Origin of the sequence: Hominilimicola fabiformis (assembly GCF_020687385.1) — a bacterium.
Lineage (GTDB): Bacteria > Bacillota > Clostridia > UBA1381 > UBA1381 > Hominilimicola > Hominilimicola fabiformis.
The window spans coordinates 25099-45959 of the sequence record NZ_JAJEQM010000017.1 but is presented as its reverse complement, the minus strand read 5'-3'; the positions used below and the strand labels follow the sequence as shown (position 1 = coordinate 45959).

The 20861-nt window shown below is 36.8% G+C and carries 20 protein-coding genes; 2 read left to right on the top strand and 18 right to left on the bottom strand.

Translation table 11 applies throughout. From position 1 onward, the window contains the following. Positions 1-41: 41 nt before the first annotated feature. From LKE05_RS11620 to LKE05_RS11595, 6 genes are all read right to left on the bottom strand, one after another. A complete protein-coding gene (locus LKE05_RS11620) occupies positions 42-851 on the bottom strand; it encodes a copper amine oxidase N-terminal domain-containing protein (protein ID WP_308456964.1) in 810 nt (269 codons plus the stop codon). A 19-nt stretch (positions 852-870) separates the two neighbouring features. Beyond that, positions 871-1563 (bottom strand): zinc ribbon domain-containing protein, encoded by a 693-nt coding sequence (locus LKE05_RS11615; RefSeq protein ID WP_308456963.1) that lies wholly within the window; start codon positions 1561-1563, stop codon positions 871-873. A gap of 13 nt (positions 1564-1576) precedes the next feature. Next, entirely contained in the window at positions 1577-2062 is a 486-nt protein-coding gene (locus LKE05_RS11610) for a zinc ribbon domain-containing protein (RefSeq protein WP_308456962.1), read from the bottom strand. Positions 2063-2129: 67 nt separating this feature from the next. Next, positions 2130-2888, bottom strand: a complete 759-nt coding sequence (locus LKE05_RS11605) for a zinc ribbon domain-containing protein (protein ID WP_308456961.1) — start codon at positions 2886-2888, stop codon at positions 2130-2132. A 21-nt stretch (positions 2889-2909) separates the two neighbouring features. Then, positions 2910-3509 (bottom strand): zinc ribbon domain-containing protein, encoded by a 600-nt coding sequence (locus LKE05_RS11600; RefSeq protein WP_308456960.1) that lies wholly within the window; start codon positions 3507-3509, stop codon positions 2910-2912. 127 nt (positions 3510-3636) lie between these two features. After that, positions 3637-4803: a zinc ribbon domain-containing protein gene (locus tag LKE05_RS11595; protein ID WP_308456959.1), complete on the bottom strand. Its 1167-nt coding sequence runs from the start codon at positions 4801-4803 to the stop codon at positions 3637-3639. 131 nt (positions 4804-4934) lie between these two features. Here LKE05_RS11595 and LKE05_RS11590 point away from each other — a divergent pair, with 131 nt between their 5' ends. Further along, a complete protein-coding gene (locus LKE05_RS11590) occupies positions 4935-5270 on the top strand; it encodes a helix-turn-helix domain-containing protein (protein ID WP_308456958.1) in 336 nt (111 codons plus the stop codon). A 76-nt stretch (positions 5271-5346) separates the two neighbouring features. Here LKE05_RS11590 and LKE05_RS11585 read toward each other — a convergent pair whose 3' ends face one another. Beyond that, the gene (locus LKE05_RS11585; RefSeq protein WP_308456957.1) at positions 5347-7026 is read right to left on the bottom strand and encodes a protein kinase domain-containing protein; all 1680 of its coding nucleotides are present in this window, start codon (positions 7024-7026) and stop codon (positions 5347-5349) included. Positions 7027-7104: 78 nt separating this feature from the next. On the opposite strand from LKE05_RS11585, the gene LKE05_RS11580 reads away from it, so the two are divergent. Beyond that, complete coding sequence (locus LKE05_RS11580) at positions 7105-7524, top strand: helix-turn-helix domain-containing protein (RefSeq protein WP_308456956.1); 420 nt, start codon at positions 7105-7107, stop codon at positions 7522-7524. A gap of 138 nt (positions 7525-7662) precedes the next feature. On the opposite strand, the gene LKE05_RS11575 is transcribed toward LKE05_RS11580, so the two are convergent. The 11 genes from LKE05_RS11575 to LKE05_RS11525 all read right to left on the bottom strand — a co-directional run bounded on the left by LKE05_RS11575 (position 7663) and on the right by LKE05_RS11525 (position 20847). Continuing rightward, a complete protein-coding gene (locus tag LKE05_RS11575; protein WP_308456955.1) occupies positions 7663-8094 on the bottom strand; it encodes a hypothetical protein in 432 nt (143 codons plus the stop codon). A 150-nt stretch (positions 8095-8244) separates the two neighbouring features. Further along, positions 8245-8472, bottom strand: a complete 228-nt coding sequence (locus tag LKE05_RS11570) for an AraC family ligand binding domain-containing protein (protein ID WP_308456954.1) — start codon at positions 8470-8472, stop codon at positions 8245-8247. Positions 8473-8533: 61 nt separating this feature from the next. Next, positions 8534-9781 (bottom strand): copper amine oxidase N-terminal domain-containing protein, encoded by a 1248-nt coding sequence (locus tag LKE05_RS11565; RefSeq protein WP_308456953.1) that lies wholly within the window; start codon positions 9779-9781, stop codon positions 8534-8536. A 141-nt stretch (positions 9782-9922) separates the two neighbouring features. Then, the gene (locus tag LKE05_RS11560) at positions 9923-12670 is read right to left on the bottom strand and encodes a carbohydrate-binding domain-containing protein (RefSeq protein WP_308456952.1); all 2748 of its coding nucleotides are present in this window, start codon (positions 12668-12670) and stop codon (positions 9923-9925) included. Positions 12671-12788: 118 nt separating this feature from the next. Beyond that, positions 12789-14462 (bottom strand): anti-sigma-I factor RsgI family protein, encoded by a 1674-nt coding sequence (locus tag LKE05_RS11555; RefSeq protein ID WP_308456951.1) that lies wholly within the window; start codon positions 14460-14462, stop codon positions 12789-12791. Between the two features lie 3 nt (positions 14463-14465). Further along, the gene (locus LKE05_RS11550; RefSeq protein WP_308456950.1) at positions 14466-15140 is read right to left on the bottom strand and encodes a sigma-70 family RNA polymerase sigma factor; all 675 of its coding nucleotides are present in this window, start codon (positions 15138-15140) and stop codon (positions 14466-14468) included. A gap of 47 nt (positions 15141-15187) precedes the next feature. Beyond that, positions 15188-16510 carry an MATE family efflux transporter gene (locus LKE05_RS11545; RefSeq protein WP_308456949.1) on the bottom strand — a complete coding sequence of 441 codons (1323 nt, stop codon included), beginning with the start codon at positions 16508-16510 and terminating at the stop codon, positions 15188-15190. A 92-nt stretch (positions 16511-16602) separates the two neighbouring features. Beyond that, positions 16603-17529 (bottom strand): SufB/SufD family protein, encoded by a 927-nt coding sequence (locus LKE05_RS11540; RefSeq protein ID WP_117965918.1) that lies wholly within the window; start codon positions 17527-17529, stop codon positions 16603-16605. Beyond that, positions 17529-18266 carry an ABC transporter ATP-binding protein gene (locus LKE05_RS11535; protein ID WP_022229503.1) on the bottom strand — a complete coding sequence of 246 codons (738 nt, stop codon included), beginning with the start codon at positions 18264-18266 and terminating at the stop codon, positions 17529-17531. Before LKE05_RS11535 ends, LKE05_RS11540 begins: the two co-directional genes overlap by 1 nt. Positions 18267-18412: 146 nt before the next feature. Next, positions 18413-19696 carry an aspartate aminotransferase type Ic gene (locus LKE05_RS11530; protein WP_117965912.1) on the bottom strand — a complete coding sequence of 428 codons (1284 nt, stop codon included), beginning with the start codon at positions 19694-19696 and terminating at the stop codon, positions 18413-18415. A gap of 104 nt (positions 19697-19800) precedes the next feature. Further along, a complete protein-coding gene (locus LKE05_RS11525; protein ID WP_308456948.1) occupies positions 19801-20847 on the bottom strand; it encodes an aldose epimerase family protein in 1047 nt (348 codons plus the stop codon). Positions 20848-20861: the final 14 nt, after the last annotated feature.

The following is a 20861-nucleotide window of genomic DNA, read 5'->3' as shown; positions in this document are numbered from 1 at the left end:
GCATGATAAAACTCCGATGTGAAATACATCGGAGTTTTGTATCAGTTATTTATATATACTGTTCTTGAGTCACCGTCCCAGTTAACCGATGCACCAAACGCTTCTGACACAGCTCTTACAGGAACCATTGTATATCCGTTGTACAGTACAGTAGGCGGGTTTAGAGTTATCTTTTTAGTATCCGTAGCTTGTCCGTTCTTTAAGGCGGTTATGCTCATATATGACGAATCGACCTCAAACACTATGCTTTTAGAATTTAATGTTGCTGTTGCACTTCTGTTACTGTTTCCTTTTTTCGGTGTGTACCAATCAACTTCAGCACCCATTGACTCAAATATCGTTCTCATCGGAACTAATACACCGTCATTTAAAATAACGGGATTTTGTTCAAACGATAATTGTTCGCCATTCAATACAACTTTGACATCTGAATCACTTATATTTGTGTACTTGAAATTATCTTTATAGAACATATACCCTGTTGTACCGCAATCACGACCGTTTTCGTAACCATGCCAATCAAGCCAAATACCTTGATCACCTAAGTCAAGGTTAATTGTTCCCTTTACAATAAAATCGCCGCCGTCCCATACTTCGTAATAGTCTGATTTAACCTTCTTACCGTATATTGACCCATATGTTGTTACGGCAAATTGTCCGTATTGGAAGTGGATTGTCATTGAGCCGTCACCTGCTTTATTTATCTGTAATTCAATCGGTGTTCCGCTACTCTCTTTTATGTGCCATGTTCCCTCATAGCAAGGATAATATGGTTGATCTGCAAATGCAGGTATTGCCATTGCCGCCATAAGCATTACTGTTGTTAGTATAATCGATATTACTTTTTTCATTTTTATTTCTCCTTTTTAATTATTGTTCTTCATCATTAATTAGTTTTGTTCCACATTCTAAACAGAATTTTTGACCTTCTTCGTATGTAGTTCCGCAGTTAGGGCAATTATGCTCAACTTCAACCAACGCACCGCAATCAGGACAGAATTTCACACCGTCTTCAACATCATGTCCGCATTTAGGACACTCTTTCATCAGCTTTGCTCCGCAATTAGAACAGAATTTCTTGCCTTTTTGATTTGCTGTTTTACAGTGTTTACAGATAACTTCATCTTGATTTAACATTCTTCCGACACTCATTCCGATAGCCGCACTTTGACCACCGCTTAGAATGAATTTTTCTATGAAGTCAAAAATTTCACCAGGCAATTTCTTTTGTAAAAATGCACCTATTGCCGCTGTTATTGCAAGTGGTGCAAAAACAAAATATCCTACCACTCCGGCACCTATTTTATCTGACCATTTACCAAATCCCGTAGTGACATTTACAACATTTTCTGCTTTAAACATCTGTACACTAATCGCTTGGTCTGTACCGGATATCCTCTTCCAGCCGTCAGCCTCCTGTCTACCTTGTATAAGGTATCCACCTGTTGTTTGTCCCGCTTGAGTCTGCATACCTTTTGAATCTCTTAAAAAGCCTTCGACCGCCTCTCCAAGCATTTCAAGTGTTACTCCGTTCATTAGTTTGAATACTCTCGATTCTGCCATTTTAAAAACCTCCTCAAATTGAAATTAACAGCATTTTATTTTTATTGATTATATGTCTTATATATAACATATGTAGATTTAGCACAAATCCAATATAGTTACCTATAAGCAAATTTAAAATACATACAATCAATATAATTACAAGACTTTTTTCCCATTTGGATACAAACATACTCGCTTTTGATTTTATGTCATACGAGGCATATATTTCACATATGCTTATTGCTATGTTCCACGCACCAAATGCGTGCTGATACTGAATATATTTAAATATTTCAATATTGAACATTCCTCGAATGTAATAAATATCAAAAAGCTGTAATGCTCCGATACATATCCATAAAATACAATTAATAATAATGTGTATCTTAATTTTATTTCTCGCCTTTTCTCTGCATTTATATAGTACAAACGGTGCCGTCCCTTGATATTCTGCTCCACATTTCGGGCATACTCCGTTTTCCACTAATGCTCCGCATTTTCCGCAAAATTTAGCCATTTTTTCTTTTCCTTTAAAATGTATGCAACAGACAAAATATGATTATTTAAACAAATAATTTATCATCTTAATTACTATTTTCTTCATCATTAATTAGTTTTGTTCCACATTCAAAGCAGAATCTTTGACCTTCTTCATATACCCTTCCGCAGTTTGGGCAATTATGCTCAACTCCAATCAATGAACCGCAATTAGGGCAAAATTTCACTCCGTCCTCAACATCATATCCGCATTTAGGGCACTCTTTCATCAGCTTTGCTCCGCAATTAGAACAGAATTTCAGACCTTTATCGAGAGCCACATCGCACTTCGGACAAGATATTTTCTCTTCAACAGTATCTTCTCTTTTTTCTACAAATTCAGTGCCACATATCGGACAAAAGCGAAAAGCATTTTGTCCGATGTATCCACACTGCAAGCATTTGAATTCATTACAGCTTACTCTTTGTGCATTTATTGTATTACCTTGTCTGCTCTTAAATTCACTTACCGCTTTAGGGATTATTTCAAGCCATTTCTCCTTATCTTTTTTCCAGAATGTAAACTCAAATTTTTCCCCTAAACGAGTTTCGACCTTTATCATATTTGGATTTGGCACTAACGGATTAAATGTTTTTGCCGTACCTGTAATATTTTCAAGAGGTATTTTATCTAAACGAGTCCCTATATTGAACACATATGCTTGAAAAACAAGCTGCTTATCAGTCAGTATTAGCTTTCCGCCTTTATTGCCACCTAAATTTATACCTTTGACGTTCCATACTTTACTCGCTGCACTTTCAAATATAATATTTTCTCCCTGAGATAGCCAATCGTAGGTCTGCATAATATACCTCTTTCTAAATCATTAAAAATTTCTGTTTTCTGCTCTTTGAAAAATTTCTCTGTTTGCAATAACAAAATTTCGTATGGTCAACTCATATATATTACCAACAACACCGATTAACCCACCGAACAGAACATTATAAATCAATGAGATAACTATCGGTGTCATGCTTTCATATCTTGATATAATAGCAATAGGTCTTTGGAGCAATTCCTTACTGTATTTATAATCTTTGTATCCTGCTACTATATTTAAAATTCCTATGGCCATAACAGCTAATGTGTAAATTGATGCATCATAAAAAGCAAACATATAAATTGCGCCTATTATTTGCAACGCTCCTATGACTATCCATATAAGCGCATTTGTTTGATTTTTCTGCGAAAGCTGTGCAAGCATATTTTTCATAGTTATATCATCATTACCAAAAGCTGCATTATTCGGATTTTGATATACGTTTGCATTTTGATATTGATTTGTATTCTGATATGAATTCACATTCTGTGTATTAGATACACTTTCCTTTGCTTGGTTCACACTTTCTGTATTAAAACCACACGAAGGACAAAATTTCTCCTCCGTTTTTAACTCATGTCCGCAATTTGTACAAAATTTGTTCATGTTATTTCCCTCTAAAAATTAATAATTTATTTTGATTTATTTTTTTATTTACTTAAATTGTAGTGTTATATCATAATCCGACATTTGTCTACATCCGCCCTGCATTTTACTTCCGCAAATCATCTGACTATTTTTCCGGTGACATTTTTTCCGGCAACGTTGAAATATCTATGGAGCTTTCACTGCAATCTACCATATACTTAATTCCGTTACTACAATAAAAATCTTGATATCCTTTTATATACATTGCATTATCAAGCATTTCTTCAATTTTATCTGTGTCAACTTCATCATCAATTATAGAAAAAGCACTTATTACTGTATCAACAATATCATCATAATATTCTTCATAATATTCTGAATCCACATTAAAATCTATAGCAAATATCTTATCATTATCACTGTACGTTGTAATCATTGTGTAGCCACCCGTATCATTCCATATATATGAGTTAAGTTTGTCCGATTTTTTTAACTCAGCCGATTTCACAGATATCTCGCTATTTGTTACTTTGTTGAATTTATTAACATATTCTTTAATTGTATATTTAAATTGCCATTCTCCGGATGCACGTTCTTCTACCAAATCACTATATTGTGTACTAACTGATTTTGAAGATCCTTTATCATGATATACATTATATGCTTTTGTGTCAATGTCTTCCATAATAGGCGATAATATAAGGCAAGCTACAAAAGCTGCTGCCAAAACAGGTATTGTTACTTTTAAATTTGCACCGTACTTTGGCAATGTAGGATTTGCCGCTCTGTACATTTTTACTTCTTTATTGTATGAAAAATATTTTATTAGTGAAAAAATGCAAATCAGCACTGCCGCTATTATAGTCACAACCGATAACACTGACATTATATGAAGTAATGTTTTTTCAAATCCGTCCTCAAACCAAAACCACTTATCATAAAACGGAATCATTACAAGTGCAACAGATATAGCACCGATAATTGCATAAATACATGACGAACGTTTCTTTTCAACCTTGAAGTAATCGTCATTATTATTAATCTCACAACCAAATATTTTCTTTACCGTAGCCCTAACTTTTTCTTCCGTGTCATTCTGTGCATATGAGTTTGTTTGGTAATTAAAATTTTGATTGTAATTTTGCTGTTGATTCACTTGTTGATTTACCTGCTGATTTACCTCATTTGCCACCTTTTCTTGATTGGTACTCTCCGGTTGCGTATTTTCGTTTGCAATTTCAGCACCGCAATTTGTACAAAACTTTGTACCCTCAACCAATTCTTTTCCGCATTTTATGCAAAATTTGCTCATCGTTATCCCCCCTAATTTTAATATTTCTATAAGTATTATATCATATTTTGTCTATTTGTCAAGTTTTACGTCTTGTATATTGTGTCAATGAACAACAAATTATATTAAAATAATATAAAGGAGGCGATTCAGTGAACAATATCAATTACGTCAATCTCGGCAAAAAAATTAAATCTACTCGCAAAGAACGCGGATACACCCAAGAAAAATTGGCAGAAATATGCGACATTTCCACAGGTTTTCTCGGGCATATCGAACGTGGTACAAGAAAGCTTTCTTTAGATACATTATTTTGTATCGCAACGGTTTTAAATGTCAGTATAGATTATCTTTTAATAGACTCGGCAAACAAATCAGACAATTTTCTTGAACAAATGGATTCGGTTGCTCGTTCTTTAAATCCGTCAGCCTACAATTCTTTTCGCAAAACCGTTAAAATTCTTGCGGAACATATTGATGAAATGTAACAAAAAAGACTTTCTATATCTACCGTTTTCATTATATCGGTATTCATATAGAAAGTCTTGTACTTTTTGTCCAATTTTAATTTATTTCCAACATTCCGTTGTAATACACATCAACCGTTGAGGACGCTCCGGTCAAAAACATATAATATTTACCTTTATGATTATAATGCGGCATTCCGTCCGTACTCAACAAATTATCATACTTCGTCTTTGCCATATCGTATGCCTGTTCGCTTGTGAAAGCCTGTATTGACAAGATGTCATTAATCGATTTACACTCTCCGCTTGTATCTGCCTTAACGTTCACAGTTCTTTTTGCCTTATCATATTCAACTTCCGCACCGAATTGCTCGGCAAATATTTTCAAAGGAATATATATTGTGTCGTTTATCTCGGCAGGCTGACAAGAAGATATTGTTATTTGCTCATACTCGTACGGATACGATGTTTTTATATTTTCATCATGAGTCACATACAAATTCCAATCCATATCATCAAATGACGAAAAGAATATTATGGTCTTATCATTCATTATTGTAATTCGCTTTTCGCTGTCACCTGCCCAAGTTCCGCAGTCATAATATGCGTCAAGTTTTATCTCACGCGGGAATGTATCATACGGAACATATATTTCATCGTCAATCATAAGCACAGGATTATTTTCAAGTATAACTCTGTTTCCGTTTACATTAATCTGAATGTCTTTTTCCAAAATCTCATCCGCATTTATCGAACTTGACGATTTCGTGTCGGACGTCGTTTTGACGGTTATTTCATTACCGTTTAATTTTAGCGTTCCGTCAGTGTTGTCTGTATGAAAATCAACCGTATTATTATTTATCTCAGCCGTAACATTATTTAGACTGTATATACCGCCGTTATCCTGCTGTTGCTTTAAATTAAACGTCATTATGTTATTATCCACACTCAAAACCTCAAGCGAAATATTGCTGTCATTATGCCACGTTCCGATATAATCGTCATATCTATTTTCTATATGTGTCTTTAAATTAATCACAAACACACAGCACACAACCGCTATGCACAAAATTAAAATGGTCAAACCGATTGTCACACCGTTAATAAATTGCATCGACATAGCTCGTTTAAGCTGTTTGATACTTTGGTATCTTTGCATTGGATCAAAACGTTTGCATTTTTGAGCAATTCCTAAAAGTCTGCCTTTCTCACCTGAATATTTCATAAGCTGTTCTATTGTTGCACCGAATGCGTATATATCGGTTTTATAATCGGTAGGCATCATACCAAATTGCTCAACAGGTGCATATCCGACCGTTCCCAAAACTGTTGTATCTTTTCTGACTTCGTTGTTTACAATTCTTGCAATATCATAATCTATCAGCCAAATATGTCCTTCAGAGTTCATAATTATGTTGTCGGGCTTTATATCTCTGTGTATAATACTGCACTTATGCAAAGCCTCCATTGCAGATACAAGCTGTTTGGCTATCGAATTTATTTGACCTTTTGCAAATTCAAAGTGATTTTCCATAAATTCATTTAATGTTATACCTTGAACAAACTCCTCAATCACAACGGTTTTATCCGTCAATTCCACATCATATATCTTCGGAATATGATTGTTATTGATTTTTTGAAGCATTTTATAGATATATCTAATATCATCATTTACAGAACGCTTTATAAATCGTTGATTTGTTTTCGGATTGTAAATCACCTCGATTTTCTGCCTGTCATCATTCTTTAATACTTTTTCTAAAACAAAATCTTCCAAATTCGTCTGCTCCCCTCTTGCAAATAATGTCGATTTATACTATACTGTAAGTATAATACAATGTTAGAAGGATTGTCAATGAAAACCATAACTCAAGAATTACTCGACGGCTTGAAAAATGCCGATGATATAAAGACTTTTCTTGATTTGCATGAACAAGATTTTTTATCACAATCGCTTATTGACTATTTAAACGAATTGATGAACGAAAAAAATATAACCGTTGCACAAGTCGCTAAAAATTCAGGTATCGGTGAATATGTTTATAAAATTTTCAACGGTGAAAGAAATGCAAAACGTGATACACTCGTTGCGATTTCATTCGGTATGCACTTGACTTTTGAAGAAACACAGTTGCTTTTGCGTATTGCAAAATTTGCTATTCTTGATTCACGCGACCGCCGCGACGGAATTATAATTTATGCTTTGATGCACGGTTTAAGTATATTTGAATGTGACGATTTACTTAACAATGATAATCTCATAACCTTGGTATAAAAAAATCTCCGATATTTATTCATCGGAGATTTTTACTGTATAAATTTTAATATTATCAAATTGTGCTTTTGAATAAGCTTTTCCGGCTTTAAAGTTCAGTCCTACAGGCGTTATATCTGTTGTGGCGATTGAATATTTTTATAAGGCACAGTCATTTGAATGACGGTATGTTTCCTGTGCCAATGTTGCCATAACCGTGTCATAAAAACGTTTATCCTCAAACAATTTTGAAAACGCCTTCATCTGTTCTATATAACCATCCTGTGCAACCTGCTTAAACACCTCAGGGAATATCGACTTTGTATAAACTTCCTCATCATTTTTCTGTGCCTGACGGTTTAGTTTCTTGTTTTCCTTTGCCCTGTTGTAAAGAGTTTCAACGATAACTCTGTCGCCCTCCGAAAAAATACCGTCAAACCGTTCATTTATTTTGCTGATTATTTCTTCAAGCAAAGCATCTTCTTCGGGCATAAATCCTGCCGTTTTTAATGACTTCGGATTTTTGAGCGTTTTTGCTGTTTCCGCCGGTGCTAAACCAATATCTCCGTGAAAATCCTCTTGGTCTTTCACCTCATCTTCCGCAAGTCCTTCAAGCTCGGCATATTCCCTTACAGTATCTTTGATTTTTTCTAAATGTTCTCAGTGGTTTGTTGTATACGTTTTTAAACACTCACGTACACTGTATTGATAAAGAAAAGCCTGTACATTCCGTAATTTCTTCTATCGGCATATAGTATTTATGAGCATACTGTGTACTTTTGTAAGTCTTAAATCACCACGTTCCAACGTGTAACATGTGTTGTCGTAAAACAAGTACCTTTTGCCCGATAACTGCAAATATATTTTGTAAGTATCATGATAATGTTGAACAGACATATTGTGCTTGTTTTCACTTTTCAAATATTGAACATATAACTCGTTATGTGAAGAAAATGCTGTTCTTTTCATATCCTTTTACCTCTTTGTGTAATGATACATTAATATTATCACATTTTCTTGTCGTTGGCAATTATGAGTTCACAATCGCCGTTCTGCTATCGGCGTCCCAATCTACGTCATATCCCATATTTTCCGAAAGGAAACGTAGCGGTACCATTGTTTTGCCGTTTACAAGTCTTGCTGGCACGTCCATTTTAGCGGGTTTATTATTTATTCTTGCGTTGACGTTATCTATTGAAAATGTTACTGCCTTATTATCAAGCGTTGCTGTTGCTGTCTGAGTTTCGCTATCCCATTCAACATCTGCTCCCATTTGCTCGAACAAAAATCTCATAGGTACAAGCGTGCTGCCGTCTTCGATAATCGGCGGTTCATCAAAGCCGAGAATATCATCGTTAAACTTCACATAAACAGGATTATTAGGCAATTTTTCACGCAGCTGTGAAAATACTTCTTCCTTATCACCAACATAATAGTCACGATAGTCTTCTATTACTATCTCATCTCCTACTACAAACATATCCTGAATACCTTCCATTTTTTTATCTATAACCATATACACCCAATATACACCATCATTTGAAAATGCTAATACTGTATTATCTTCTGTCTTCTTTTCATTCTTTTTATCTTCTTCACAAAGAAATTCTCCAACCTTATACGTTGGTCTTGAATAATGGTTTTCATATACTACCTTATCAAAATTTCCATCAGAATACAAATAATTATCTATAAGCAGTTTATTATTTATCTTGTGCATATCAATATAATAGTTGTCCTCATAATCAACCTTTGTCCATTCATCACAATCATAGCTATAATATATTTCGAACTCGCTACTATTTATACCTAAAACACGCCCATCACTTACACTTGGGAACACATTTTCTGTTGCTATAAAAATTTTATCATCCACAAATTCCATATAATTTATCCAATTTGGAATTTCATATGTATTTAATATTTGCTGAAAATCAGCTGAAAGTCTATACAAATACTTTTGCTTATCATATCCTTTGTAGTCATGGTCACTACGATATACTAAATAATCGTTTCCCGTCCATACATAAATATAACGACTATTTTGCAACCTATTCTTAACTGCTTTATTTTCTTCTATATCAGTAAACTCAATAGCATTTTTAGAGATGCGGGGAGGATATTTGTCCGTAATCCATTCTCTACCACTCCATGTTATATTTTCGTCCATACGTTTTTGGGTAAATTCAACGTTGTTTAAATATTCCGAGGCATATGACACTTCACCGAAAACAACTATTATTAAAAATAGAGATATTACCTTAATTATTTTTTTCATACACTTCACCTCATTTTATCATTGCAGTAGCACTTCTTACTATTATAATAACATATGTTGCATAAATTGTAAACCAAAATAATACATTTACATACAAAAAAGCAGTCCATATTATATGAACTGCTTTTTTTCGTCAATGTATTATTGTTTAGCTGACAATGAAATTGTGCTTGAACCCGAATATGCTCCGTCTGTAACCAAGCCGTAGTTTCCGTTTGTGAACGTTCCGCCTGTTACCGAACCGCCATAGTTTAGAGTATATGTGCCGCTTGACATTTCAGGTGTTGACACAAGCACCCAAGAATATTGCTTTGACGGTACATAAGTTACTATCTCATTACCGCTTGAATCTGTAAGCTTAAATGCCTTGCCTGTCGCTTGTGTTGAAAATCCAGAACTTGATGAACTACTGCTATGTCCGCCAAATCCGCCACCGCCGCCTGACGATGATGAACCTGATGCAACAACATAATACTGCGAATTAGTCGCTTTAGTAGGTGTAACAGCCATATCAGATGTACCTGCACCGATTACAATACCGCCTGTTATCGTCAAAGTATTGTTATTGTCGCCTACATCAAATACGCCGTTACCGCCGCTTGTAGGACCGTTTACAAGTACAATACCGCCAGTGATTACGCCGTCACCGTTTGAGTCAAATCCATCACCCTCGGCTTCAATATAAAGCAGACCTCCTGAAACTTCAAGATAACCGTAGCTTGAACTGTCCTCACCGCCCCAGTTAGGTCCTTGGTTTCCGCCGCCAAAACCGCCCGGTCCTGCAAATTCGGCTATATCATCACTGCTTAGAGTAATTGCATTCTCTGTCGGCTCATCACCTGCCGCATTTGCACCGTCATCGGTTGACACGATATACGTTTTACCGCCTTGTACATATATTTTTGCAGCCTCAATACCCTCATAACTCTTTGTTATGTTTATATCTGCATTATCTGTTATATACAAATAGCTGTCGCCGTGTACACCGTCATCACCTGCGGCAATATCTATATCACCGCCCGATATACGAACAGTGTTATTTGAATGTATGCCGTCATCATATGTGTTTATATTAAATGTACCGCCACTGATATTTACAAGACTTCCTGCTTTAACACCTTTACAGCTGTCTGTTGTAGATGAATTATTTGAAGATACCGTTGCAGGTGCTCCGCCGTATGATTTCAAATTAAATGTACCGTCAGAGATATTCATAATATTTTCAGCTTGAATACAATCCATTTTTGAATCAACCGTTATATCTCCGCCTGTAATCGTGATATTACCTGTACCGCACTGAATACCGTCTTCACTGCTTGTTATATTTAAAGTTCCGCCGCTTATTCCTATACTTCCCGTTACATATGCTTTTACGGTTGTTCCGTCTGATTCGTATGTAACTTCATTTACCTGTATGCCTTCTTTAGCTTTTATAATTGTAATTTCGCCGTTTGATACATTAACGCTCTTTACTGCCTTTATACCATCCTCACCGGCTGAAATATTGATTGTACCGCCTGTGATGTTAATACTTCCGTCACCGTCTTCCAATGTCGGATTATCTCCATCAATACTTGACGCATTTGCTTTTATTGCGTCGCCTGTTGATGTGATGTTAATTGTACCGCCCGATATAGCACATAGCATTGATGCTTTAATACCGTCACTTGTTGATGTTGTGCCGTCCTTTGTGGTCGTTCCAGTTGTCAATGTAACTGTACCGTCTGCAATTTTAACAGTTCCACCCTCTAACACGTCGCCGTCATATGCAGGATCTTCGTCTGATTTTATCGCGTCACCGTTTGAATTTACAGTTACATTACCGCTCTCGACAGTTACCGAATCATTACCCTTTATACCGTTGTTCGCCGCCTCGGTTATGTTCAACGTCAAATTCTTTATTGTAACGTCAGCTTTACAGCCGATTGCGTTGTTATATGTTGAGCTTACCTTAAGTGTACCTTTACCTTTTATCGTCAAATCATTTTTACTGTATACACACGCATTGACTGTTTCTTTATTGTATGTTGCGGTTGATGTGAATGAATTTGTCGTTCCTTTTTTTGCCGAAAGGTCAACTTTACCTTTTGTAGCCGCAAACGGTGCACCTGTGGTTGACGTTACGTCTACACCTTCAAGATTTATAGTGACTTCATCCGATTTTGTAGGAAGCGCCACTGCTATCTGACCGTCTGACAAGCTACCTGTCACTGTGTATTCACCGGCTTGTGAAATGGTTACGACAGAGCCTTCCGCTGTTGCACCTGTTCCGTCAACGGCTATTCCGTCATCACTTAATGTTATAACAGCTCCGTATGTTGTCGGATTGTCCGTTGTTGGTGTATCTGTTGTTGTCGGTTGACCTGTTTCACTCGGTGTTTCCGTTGCGGTTGGCTCATCCGTTTCAGTTGGCGTGTCTGTTGTTGTCGGTTCATCTGTTACAGCAGGCGTTTTTGTTGCGGTTGGTTCATCCGTTACAGCAGGTATTTTTGTTACACTTGGTGCCTTTGTCGTGCTCGGATTTTCTGTCGGTTCTGAAACACCGCCTTTATATATCTCGCCTACAGGTTTCATACTTCCGTCCCATATGAAGCACTTCAATGTTTCGGTATCTTCGTCAAATTCAATCTCTTTGCCGAAGTTAAATACTCCGCTGCTTGTGATACTGTCAACCGTATAAAGTCCTTGTAATAATTTATCTTTATATACCGCCGCATATATTTTATAACTACCGCTTTTTGTAACATCTACCGTTACAGTTCCGTTTTCGGCATCTATGCTTTTAATTTGTGCATTATTATCTGTTTGCGCCGACACAACACCCATTGACATAACTGTCATAATGCTTGCAGTCAGCAAAGCCGTAATTTTGCGATGCACTTTGTTCATAAAAATCCCTCCTAAACTTCGTTTTGATATATAATTCGCAATTTATATCGAAATTTTTGGGGTAATATGAAATTTTTTTATAAAAAAATGCAGAAACTTTTTGTTTCTGCATTTCAAATTATTCTCTGTCAAAATGTGGCATTGAATCTTCACCGTTTCCATATGGCTCACTCGGTGGCGGTAAAAAAACATTTCCGTCATTCTGTTCCGGTGGAATATCGTTCTTACTTCCTCCAAAATCATTTGATTTATTCGGACCTGTCGGTTCATTAAAATCAGGTGACTGATTATTTCCGCCGTTCGGCTCATGTGACAGATTACCGTTGTCTGGCGGTGGCTGTGGATTTTCGTAAGGTTTATTCGGTGGTTCATTACCGCCGTCAAAATTCGGTCTTTGCGGTTGTGGCGGTGTATTGTCTTTATATATATCATTCGGTTTATCATGATTTTGTGGTTGTGGCGGTTGATTATTAGGATTGTCCTGTGGTGGCTGTTCATTGCCATTATCGGGTATAGGCGGATTAATTTCCGTATCACCGTTAGGTTTATTCGTATTGTTGTCCGACGGTTTATCTTGATTTTGATTTGAATTATTAGGTCTACTGCCGGATGTTGTATGACCGCCGTGACTTGTCTGTGGTTTTATTTCTTCTTTCGGCTCGTCTTGTTTCGGCTCTGTCGTTTTTATAGGTTTAACTGTTTCCGACGGAACAACTATTTCACATTGATTGTCCGATTTATACTTATCTTCATGTATCGGTCTAACCGTAGGCTCTTCAGATTCGGGTACAGTATCATTTTTTACCTGTGGCTTATCTGTAATTTTAGTTTCTTCTTGAATCGGACCAGGCAATGTTTTTGTTATAGAATTATCAAATATCGTATCATTCGACTTTTCTTCTGTAATCAAAGTATTAACCTTTTTACTTACTGTGTCGATATTTTTCGATCGTCTTACATTTGTAACTCTGCTTACTTCTTGTACTTCTTTTGTCGGTACAGTTTCGTTTTTTGTTCGAACGGTCGGTTGAAGTGTTTGTACACTATTTGAAATATTCTTGTTTTCAGATTTTTGAACAGGTATACTTTCCTGTTTAACTTCTGCTTTATTTTCAGTCTTGCTTTCGATTTTGACTTCCGATTTATTTTCAAGATTTCTTCTAATCTCTTTTACAGACTGATTTTCAAATTTATGCACATTTTCTTCTATACTGCCGCCGTTTTGTTTCGTATATTCGGCAATAGCTCTTGCTTTTGCAATAGATACACCCATTTCTTTTGCATTTTTCAAATCGGCTTTATCGGCATTTTCAATAATAACCTCTACATCACCGTAATTTTTATCCGGCAATTTAATTTTGCCTATACCGTCAACCACTTCAACGATAACATCTTTATTATGCTCATTCAAATATCCGATTTCTTCCGACTTTTTTATAAGTTCGTCCATACTGTCCGACACACTCATACCGCTTACATCGGTTTTTGAAAGCAATATCTCCGCGTCATCATTAAGCGGTTTTGTATTAATAACCCTGTTGTAAATATTAATCGTCATCATAACACTTGGGTTAATATCCACACTCATATATTTTGCAGGCACAAAATATGAACTTATACCGCCGCACACAACAATAAAGCTTGCCGCAGCCGCAAGGATTTGCCCTTTATACTGCGGTATTTTCACTTTGTCGCCGACAGAATAATTTTTGTTTTTTACCTTTATAAAATCGCTGTTTTTTGTAAGCAAAACCGCATATCTGCCCTTCACGGACACAATAATTCCGCTCATATTTCACACCTCCCTCATATTGAAATATTCGGCAATGGCAGGATAATCCTGAGTTATAGCAATAACCGCCGTTATTATGTATTTCCTGTGACGTTCGATAGCTTTTCTGTTCAGCTTTATATTATCGGTAATCTCTTTTATCGGCAATATGTGCTTATTCATAATTATATCGACAAGTTCACTGTTGTTTATAATATAGTTCACTGCATCAAAACAAAGCCGTTTCGTTTTACGACTTTTCGGACTGACCTCCGCAAGTTCAAAAAATGATATTTCAAAATTGCTGAGTTCCTCCGTAAGTGATTCGATTTCCCACTTCAAATCGCTTTTATCAACGGTATGTATTTCAAATTCAATCGTTTCACCGTCTGAATTTTCTTTTTCCAACGCAGAAAACGGCACTGAATTATGTTTTGCCTCACGCCTTATACTGTCAATAATTCTGTTTCGTATAACAGTCTTTGCAAAGCCGAGAAAATCACCTTTATTTTCATTATAGCCGTCAATCGCGTCGCCGAAAGCCATCATAGCAATGATATACTCATCATCACTTGTCGTAACACTTCTTTTAAGCGTCTTGCTTGCAGCTGCCAAGATGAAATTTTGGTATTCACCGATTAAATCATTTTTCAGTTTTTTATCATTTGTGGCTTCTGCCACTCTTTCTTCTAACTTCATCTTTCAATATATTATTCGTATTCTCTTTCATAAAAAATAGGGTAGTTTTAAATCTTGCATTTACTTTTTATTTTATATTTGTATCGTATTACAAATATAATTGCTCTGACAAACCAATCAATCGTCATTGCAATCCATACACCGAGTACACCAAATCCGAGCCATTTGGCTATTACCACGCTTGCACCTATTCTGAATATCCACATCGACAAAATTGCAACTATCATTGTAAACATTACGTCATTTGCGGCACGAAGTGAATTAGGCAATGCGAACGAAAGCGGCCATATCGTACAAGTACAGATTGCGTGATACCATATAATTTGTTTTGCAATCTCGGTTGTTTCACTTGATAAGTTGTACGCTTTTAATATAAGCGGAAGTATCGCAACCACAACTACATTTATTGCAACGGCAAACACATATATCGTTTTCATAAGTCGCTTTATGTAAAAATCAAGCTGTTTATAGTCGTTTGCACCGACACACTGACTTGATACGGTTAATATAGCCTGACATATCGCCATACCCGGCAGTATCTGAAACATTGCTATTGTGTTTGATACCGCATTTGCGGTTATAGCTCTTGTGCCGAATGCCGTTACTATTGTAAGCACCAATATTTTACCAAGCTGAAACATTGAGTTTTCAAGCGAATTCGGTATTCCTATTCTAAGTATCTTTTTAATCATTCGCCAATCGAATTTCAGCTTAAACGGTCGGTCAATATGTATCTGTAAATCTTGATTTCCAAGTCTTACAACAATCACAACTGCCGCAACTATCCTTGATATAAGCGTTGGTATTGCCGCACCGGCAATTTCCATATGAAAACCGTAAATAAGTATCGCGTTACCGACTATGTTTACAAGATTCATAATAAGCGATGTGTTCATTGAAACCTTTGAATTTCCCATTGCACGGAATATAGCCGCGCCCGCATTATACATTCCGATAAACGGAATTGACGCCGACACTATGAGCAAATATGTATTTGCATAATTTGCAACATCATCTTCAATCTGTCCGAAAACGGTATGAAGTATAAAATTTTTCAGCACATACACGATAATCATTACAAACAGTGCAATAAGCGTTGTAAATATAAGCGTTTGGTTCGCCGCTTTGCAGGAATTATACTCCTGTTTCATTCCTATATACTGCCCTGCAACGACAGCTCCGCCTGTTGCAAGTGCCGTAAATATGTTTATAATAAGTATGTTTACAGTATCAACAAGCGATATTGCCGATACCGCCGATTCTCCGACACTCGCAACCATCATTGAATCTATAAGACCGACAGCAATAGTCAAAAATTGTTCTATTACAAGCGGTACAATAAGTTTTTTTAAATCAATTTTACTAAACAAATAATTTTGAGGGATTTGCCTCAAGATGACCACTTCTTCCTAATAATTTCATACGAAAATACACTATTCGTAAGAATAGTGTATTTCGTGATTTAACCACGCAAAAAGCCTTCGATAATCTTTGCCTCCGCCTCTTCCGAAGTAAGACCGAGAGTCTGCAATTTTATAAGCTGTTCTCCTGCAATTTTTCCGATTGCCGCTTCATGTATAAGTGACGCGTCAATATCGCCTGCAAACAAAGCCGGTGCGGCGTTAACCTTACCGTTTCCGACAAGTATTGCGTCACATTCGGAATGTCCCGTACAACGGCAGTTACCCTTTATTGTCGAATGATATTCCTGATACGAATTGCCTTTTGCAACCGAACGTGACACCAAATCAACACCAGAATCTTCACCGTTAAGTTCAACCTCAAATTCAGTCTTAGCCTTTTCGTCACCGTCTGTCATAATTCTTTCGTGTATAATAAGCTTTGCTCTTGCACCGAGTTTACCCGATGTTTTTCTTACAGTTGAATCAACACCGCTAAGCTGAATTGTATCCATTTCAAGTACGGCATCATCTTCAAGATATGCGTCGGTTACAGGATCAATCGTTCTTTTTCCGACACCTTTACCTGTTCCGATATGCTTTTCTTTATACAAAACGTGTGCACCTTTACCGATAAAGAAACGGTGTATTCCGTTATGTCGTGCATCGTGACCGTCTGATGTATGCACACCGCAACCGGCAACAATAATAACGTCTGCACCTGCCTCAACATAAAAATCATTATATACAAGGTCGTCTACATCACCATGCGTAACGCAAGCCGGTATATAAACTGTTTCCTTTTGTGCATTTTTGCTTATGTGTATAACAAGACCCGGTCCGTCCTCTTTTGAATCAATCTTTATATTCGGAGTAGATTGTCTGCCCGCACACTGACTGTCCTCACGAATGTTAAATGCCGCCGTTTCAAGTTCGTTGCCTTGAATGTCGGAAACGATTTTCAAAAATTCTCTTGTTGTTTCATTCATCAGTTGTTCTCTCCTTTCTTATCCTTACCGAGAGGACACTTTGACTCTTTTTCTTCTTTCAAAAGTTGAGGAAGAACATCTTTACCCTCACCAAATGCACGAACATTACCGTCCGCAATCACAACTATATAATCCGCAATTTCAAGTATACGTTCTTGGTGCGATATTACAAGCAAGGATTTTCCGCTTTCGTTTTTAAGTTTTTGGAACGCGTCAATAAGACTTGTAAAGCTCCAAAGGTCAATACCTGCCTCAGGCTCGTCAAATACAAGTATCTTCGCATTTTCACGCGATAAAACGGTAGCAATCTCAATTCTTTTGCTTTCACCGCCCGAAAGACTTGCGTCAACATCTCTTTCAATATAATCTCTTGCACAAAGACCGACTTCACCGAGTACAGAGCATATCTCTCTTTCGGACAATGTTCTCTCTGCCGCAAGATTAAGCAAATCTCTTACTGTAACGCCCTTAAAACGCACAGGCTGTTGAAATGCGTATGCAATGCCGTTTTTAGCACGTTTTGTAATATCCCAATCGGTTATATTCTCACCGTCAAGCAAAATTTCACCCGAATTAGGCACTTCGAGTCCTGCGATAATCTTTGCAAGAGAAGTTTTACCGCCACCGTTCGGACCTGTTATAACGGTCATTTTGCCGTCAGGTATTTCTAAATCTATACCCTTTAAAATTTTATCTCCATCGGGAATTTCCCAACTTATATTTTTAAGTTCAAGCACTTTTCAATGCTCCTTTCGACTGTTTATCATTAGTTATGATAACATAATATTCATTGAATTATAATTTTATCATAAAACAATACCGTTGTCAATTTTATCTAACAAAAAATGAGCGTTCCGTAAACGCTCATTTAATCATTAATTAATTACTTTGTTTCAAGAATTTTATCAAGGCTTACAAGTTTTACGCAAGTAACGAAAATTTCACATGCCTGCTTTAATTCTTCTGTTGACGGGAATGTCGGTGCAATACGAATATTTGAATCGTGAGGGTCTTTTCCGTACGGATATGTTGCACCTGCCGGAGTCATAACAACACCTGCTTCTTTACACATAGCGACAACTTTTTTAGCACAACCGTCCATAGTATCGAAACCGATAAAGTAACCGCCGTTTGGCTTTGTCCATTTTGCTATGCCTAAATCTCCAAGTTCCTTGTCAAGCATCTCAAGCACAGCTTCAAACTTAGGTCTTATAATATCTGCGTGCTTTTTCATATGCTCAAGCATACCGTTGAAGTCACCGAAAAATCTTGCATGACGAAGTTGGTTAAGTTTATCATGACCGATAGTCTGTACCGACATCTGCTTTTTAATAAAGTCAAGATTAGCCTTTGACGCTGAAATAGCGGCTATACCCGAACCCGGGAATGTAACCTTTGATGTTGAACAGAACTTAAATACCATATCAGGATTACCTGCTTTTTCACATTCTTCAAGAATTTCAAGAATGTGGTCTTGGTGATCCTCATATAAATGATGTATGCAGTATGCGTTATCCCAATAAATTCTGAAATCCTCAGCCGCCGGCTTTAGATTTGCAAAACGTCTTACTGTTTCATCAGAATATGTTATACCCATAGGATTTGAATACTTCGGTACACACCAAATACCCTTGATTGCCTCATCCTTTGAAACAAGGTCCTCAACCATATCCATATCAGGTCCGTCCTCAGTCATAGGAATATTAATCATTTCAATACCGAAAAATTCTGTAATTGCAAAATGTCTGTCATATCCAGGTACAGGACACAAGAACTTAACTTTATCAAGCTTTGCCCATGGAGTTGAGCCCATAACACCGTGCGTCATTGAACGGGCAACTGTGTCATACATAACATTAAGACTTGAATTACCGTAAATTATAATATTGTCTACGGGACATTCAATCATTGCACTTAGAAGTCTTTTAGCCTCAATTATACCGTCAAGCACACCGTAGTTACGACAGTCAACGCCTTGTTCACCTACAAGATTGTAGTCGGTAAGTGTATCAATCATTCCCATAGAAATATCAAGCTGTTCGGTATTCGGCTTACCTCTTGACATATCAAGTTTTAAACCCTTAGCCTTTAGCTCATCATATTTTGCCGCAACTTCTTTGCGGATTTCCTGTAATTCTTCTTTAGTCATTTCTTTGTATGACATCAAAAACCCTCCTTAAAACATTCCACTTTGTTTTATTATACCACACACTGTATAATCAGTCAATTAAAAATGTTACAAATAACGCAAAAAGCCTACTTTAATATCTGTTACTTTACAATAAATTTGTACTCTGTTGTAAAATTATATTCATCGCCGACCTTTAAAATAGGAGCAATAAAGTGACTGTTCTTCATACCGTTTGGGAAATACTGTGTTTCAAGACAAAATGCCTGATGTGTACTGTATTTTGCACCTTCTTTATATATTCCCTCCGGAAGTCCGTTTGATGTATATAACTGAACACCCGGTTTATCTGTATACACTTCCATTGTTATGCCGTTTTCAAGGCACTTTGCAATGGCACAAAGTCTGTAACCTCTGCCCGAAATCGCAAAGTTGTGATCATAACCGCCGAACATTTCTATTTGCTCAAAATCTGCGTTTATATCCTGTCCTATCGGCTTTGGTGCTCTGAAATCGAACGGCGTACCCATAACAGAAAGTACTTCGCCTGTCGGCATACATTCACTGTCGTTCGGTGTATAAAATTCCGAATTGATTTGAAGTATCTGATTATTGATTGTACCGCTTGCGTGTCCCGCAAGATTGAAATAAGAATGATTTGTAAGATTCACCACTGTATCCTTGTCTGTCACCGCACTGTAATTAATTTTCAGTGCATTTTCCTTTGTTAGAGTATATGTAACAGTTACTTTAAGTGTTCCAGGAAAACCTTCCTCACCGTCCTCTGACACGATTGAAAGTTTCAATGACGGTTCTTCCCCGTCAACTTCTTCCGCACTCCAAACCTTTTTATCAAAGCCGTTTATTCCGCCGTGCAAGCTGTTCTTGCCCTCATTAAGTCCTACATTATATTTTGTACCGTTAAGCTCAAATTCGCCGCCTGCAATTCTGTTTGCGTGTCTGCCGATAAGTGCACCGAGAAAACCGTCGTTATTTAGATAATCTTCCATCGTTTCGCGTCCAAGCACAACGTCGGTTTTAACACCGTTCTTGTCCTCTACATAAAGATTTCTGACAATACCGCCGTAATTTAAAATTCTCGCACTTACTCCGTTTCCGTTATCAAGTAAATATGCGGTTATATCCTGTCCGTTTGTCAATGTTCCGAACAATTCTTTTGTTATAGCCATTATTTTCATCCTCT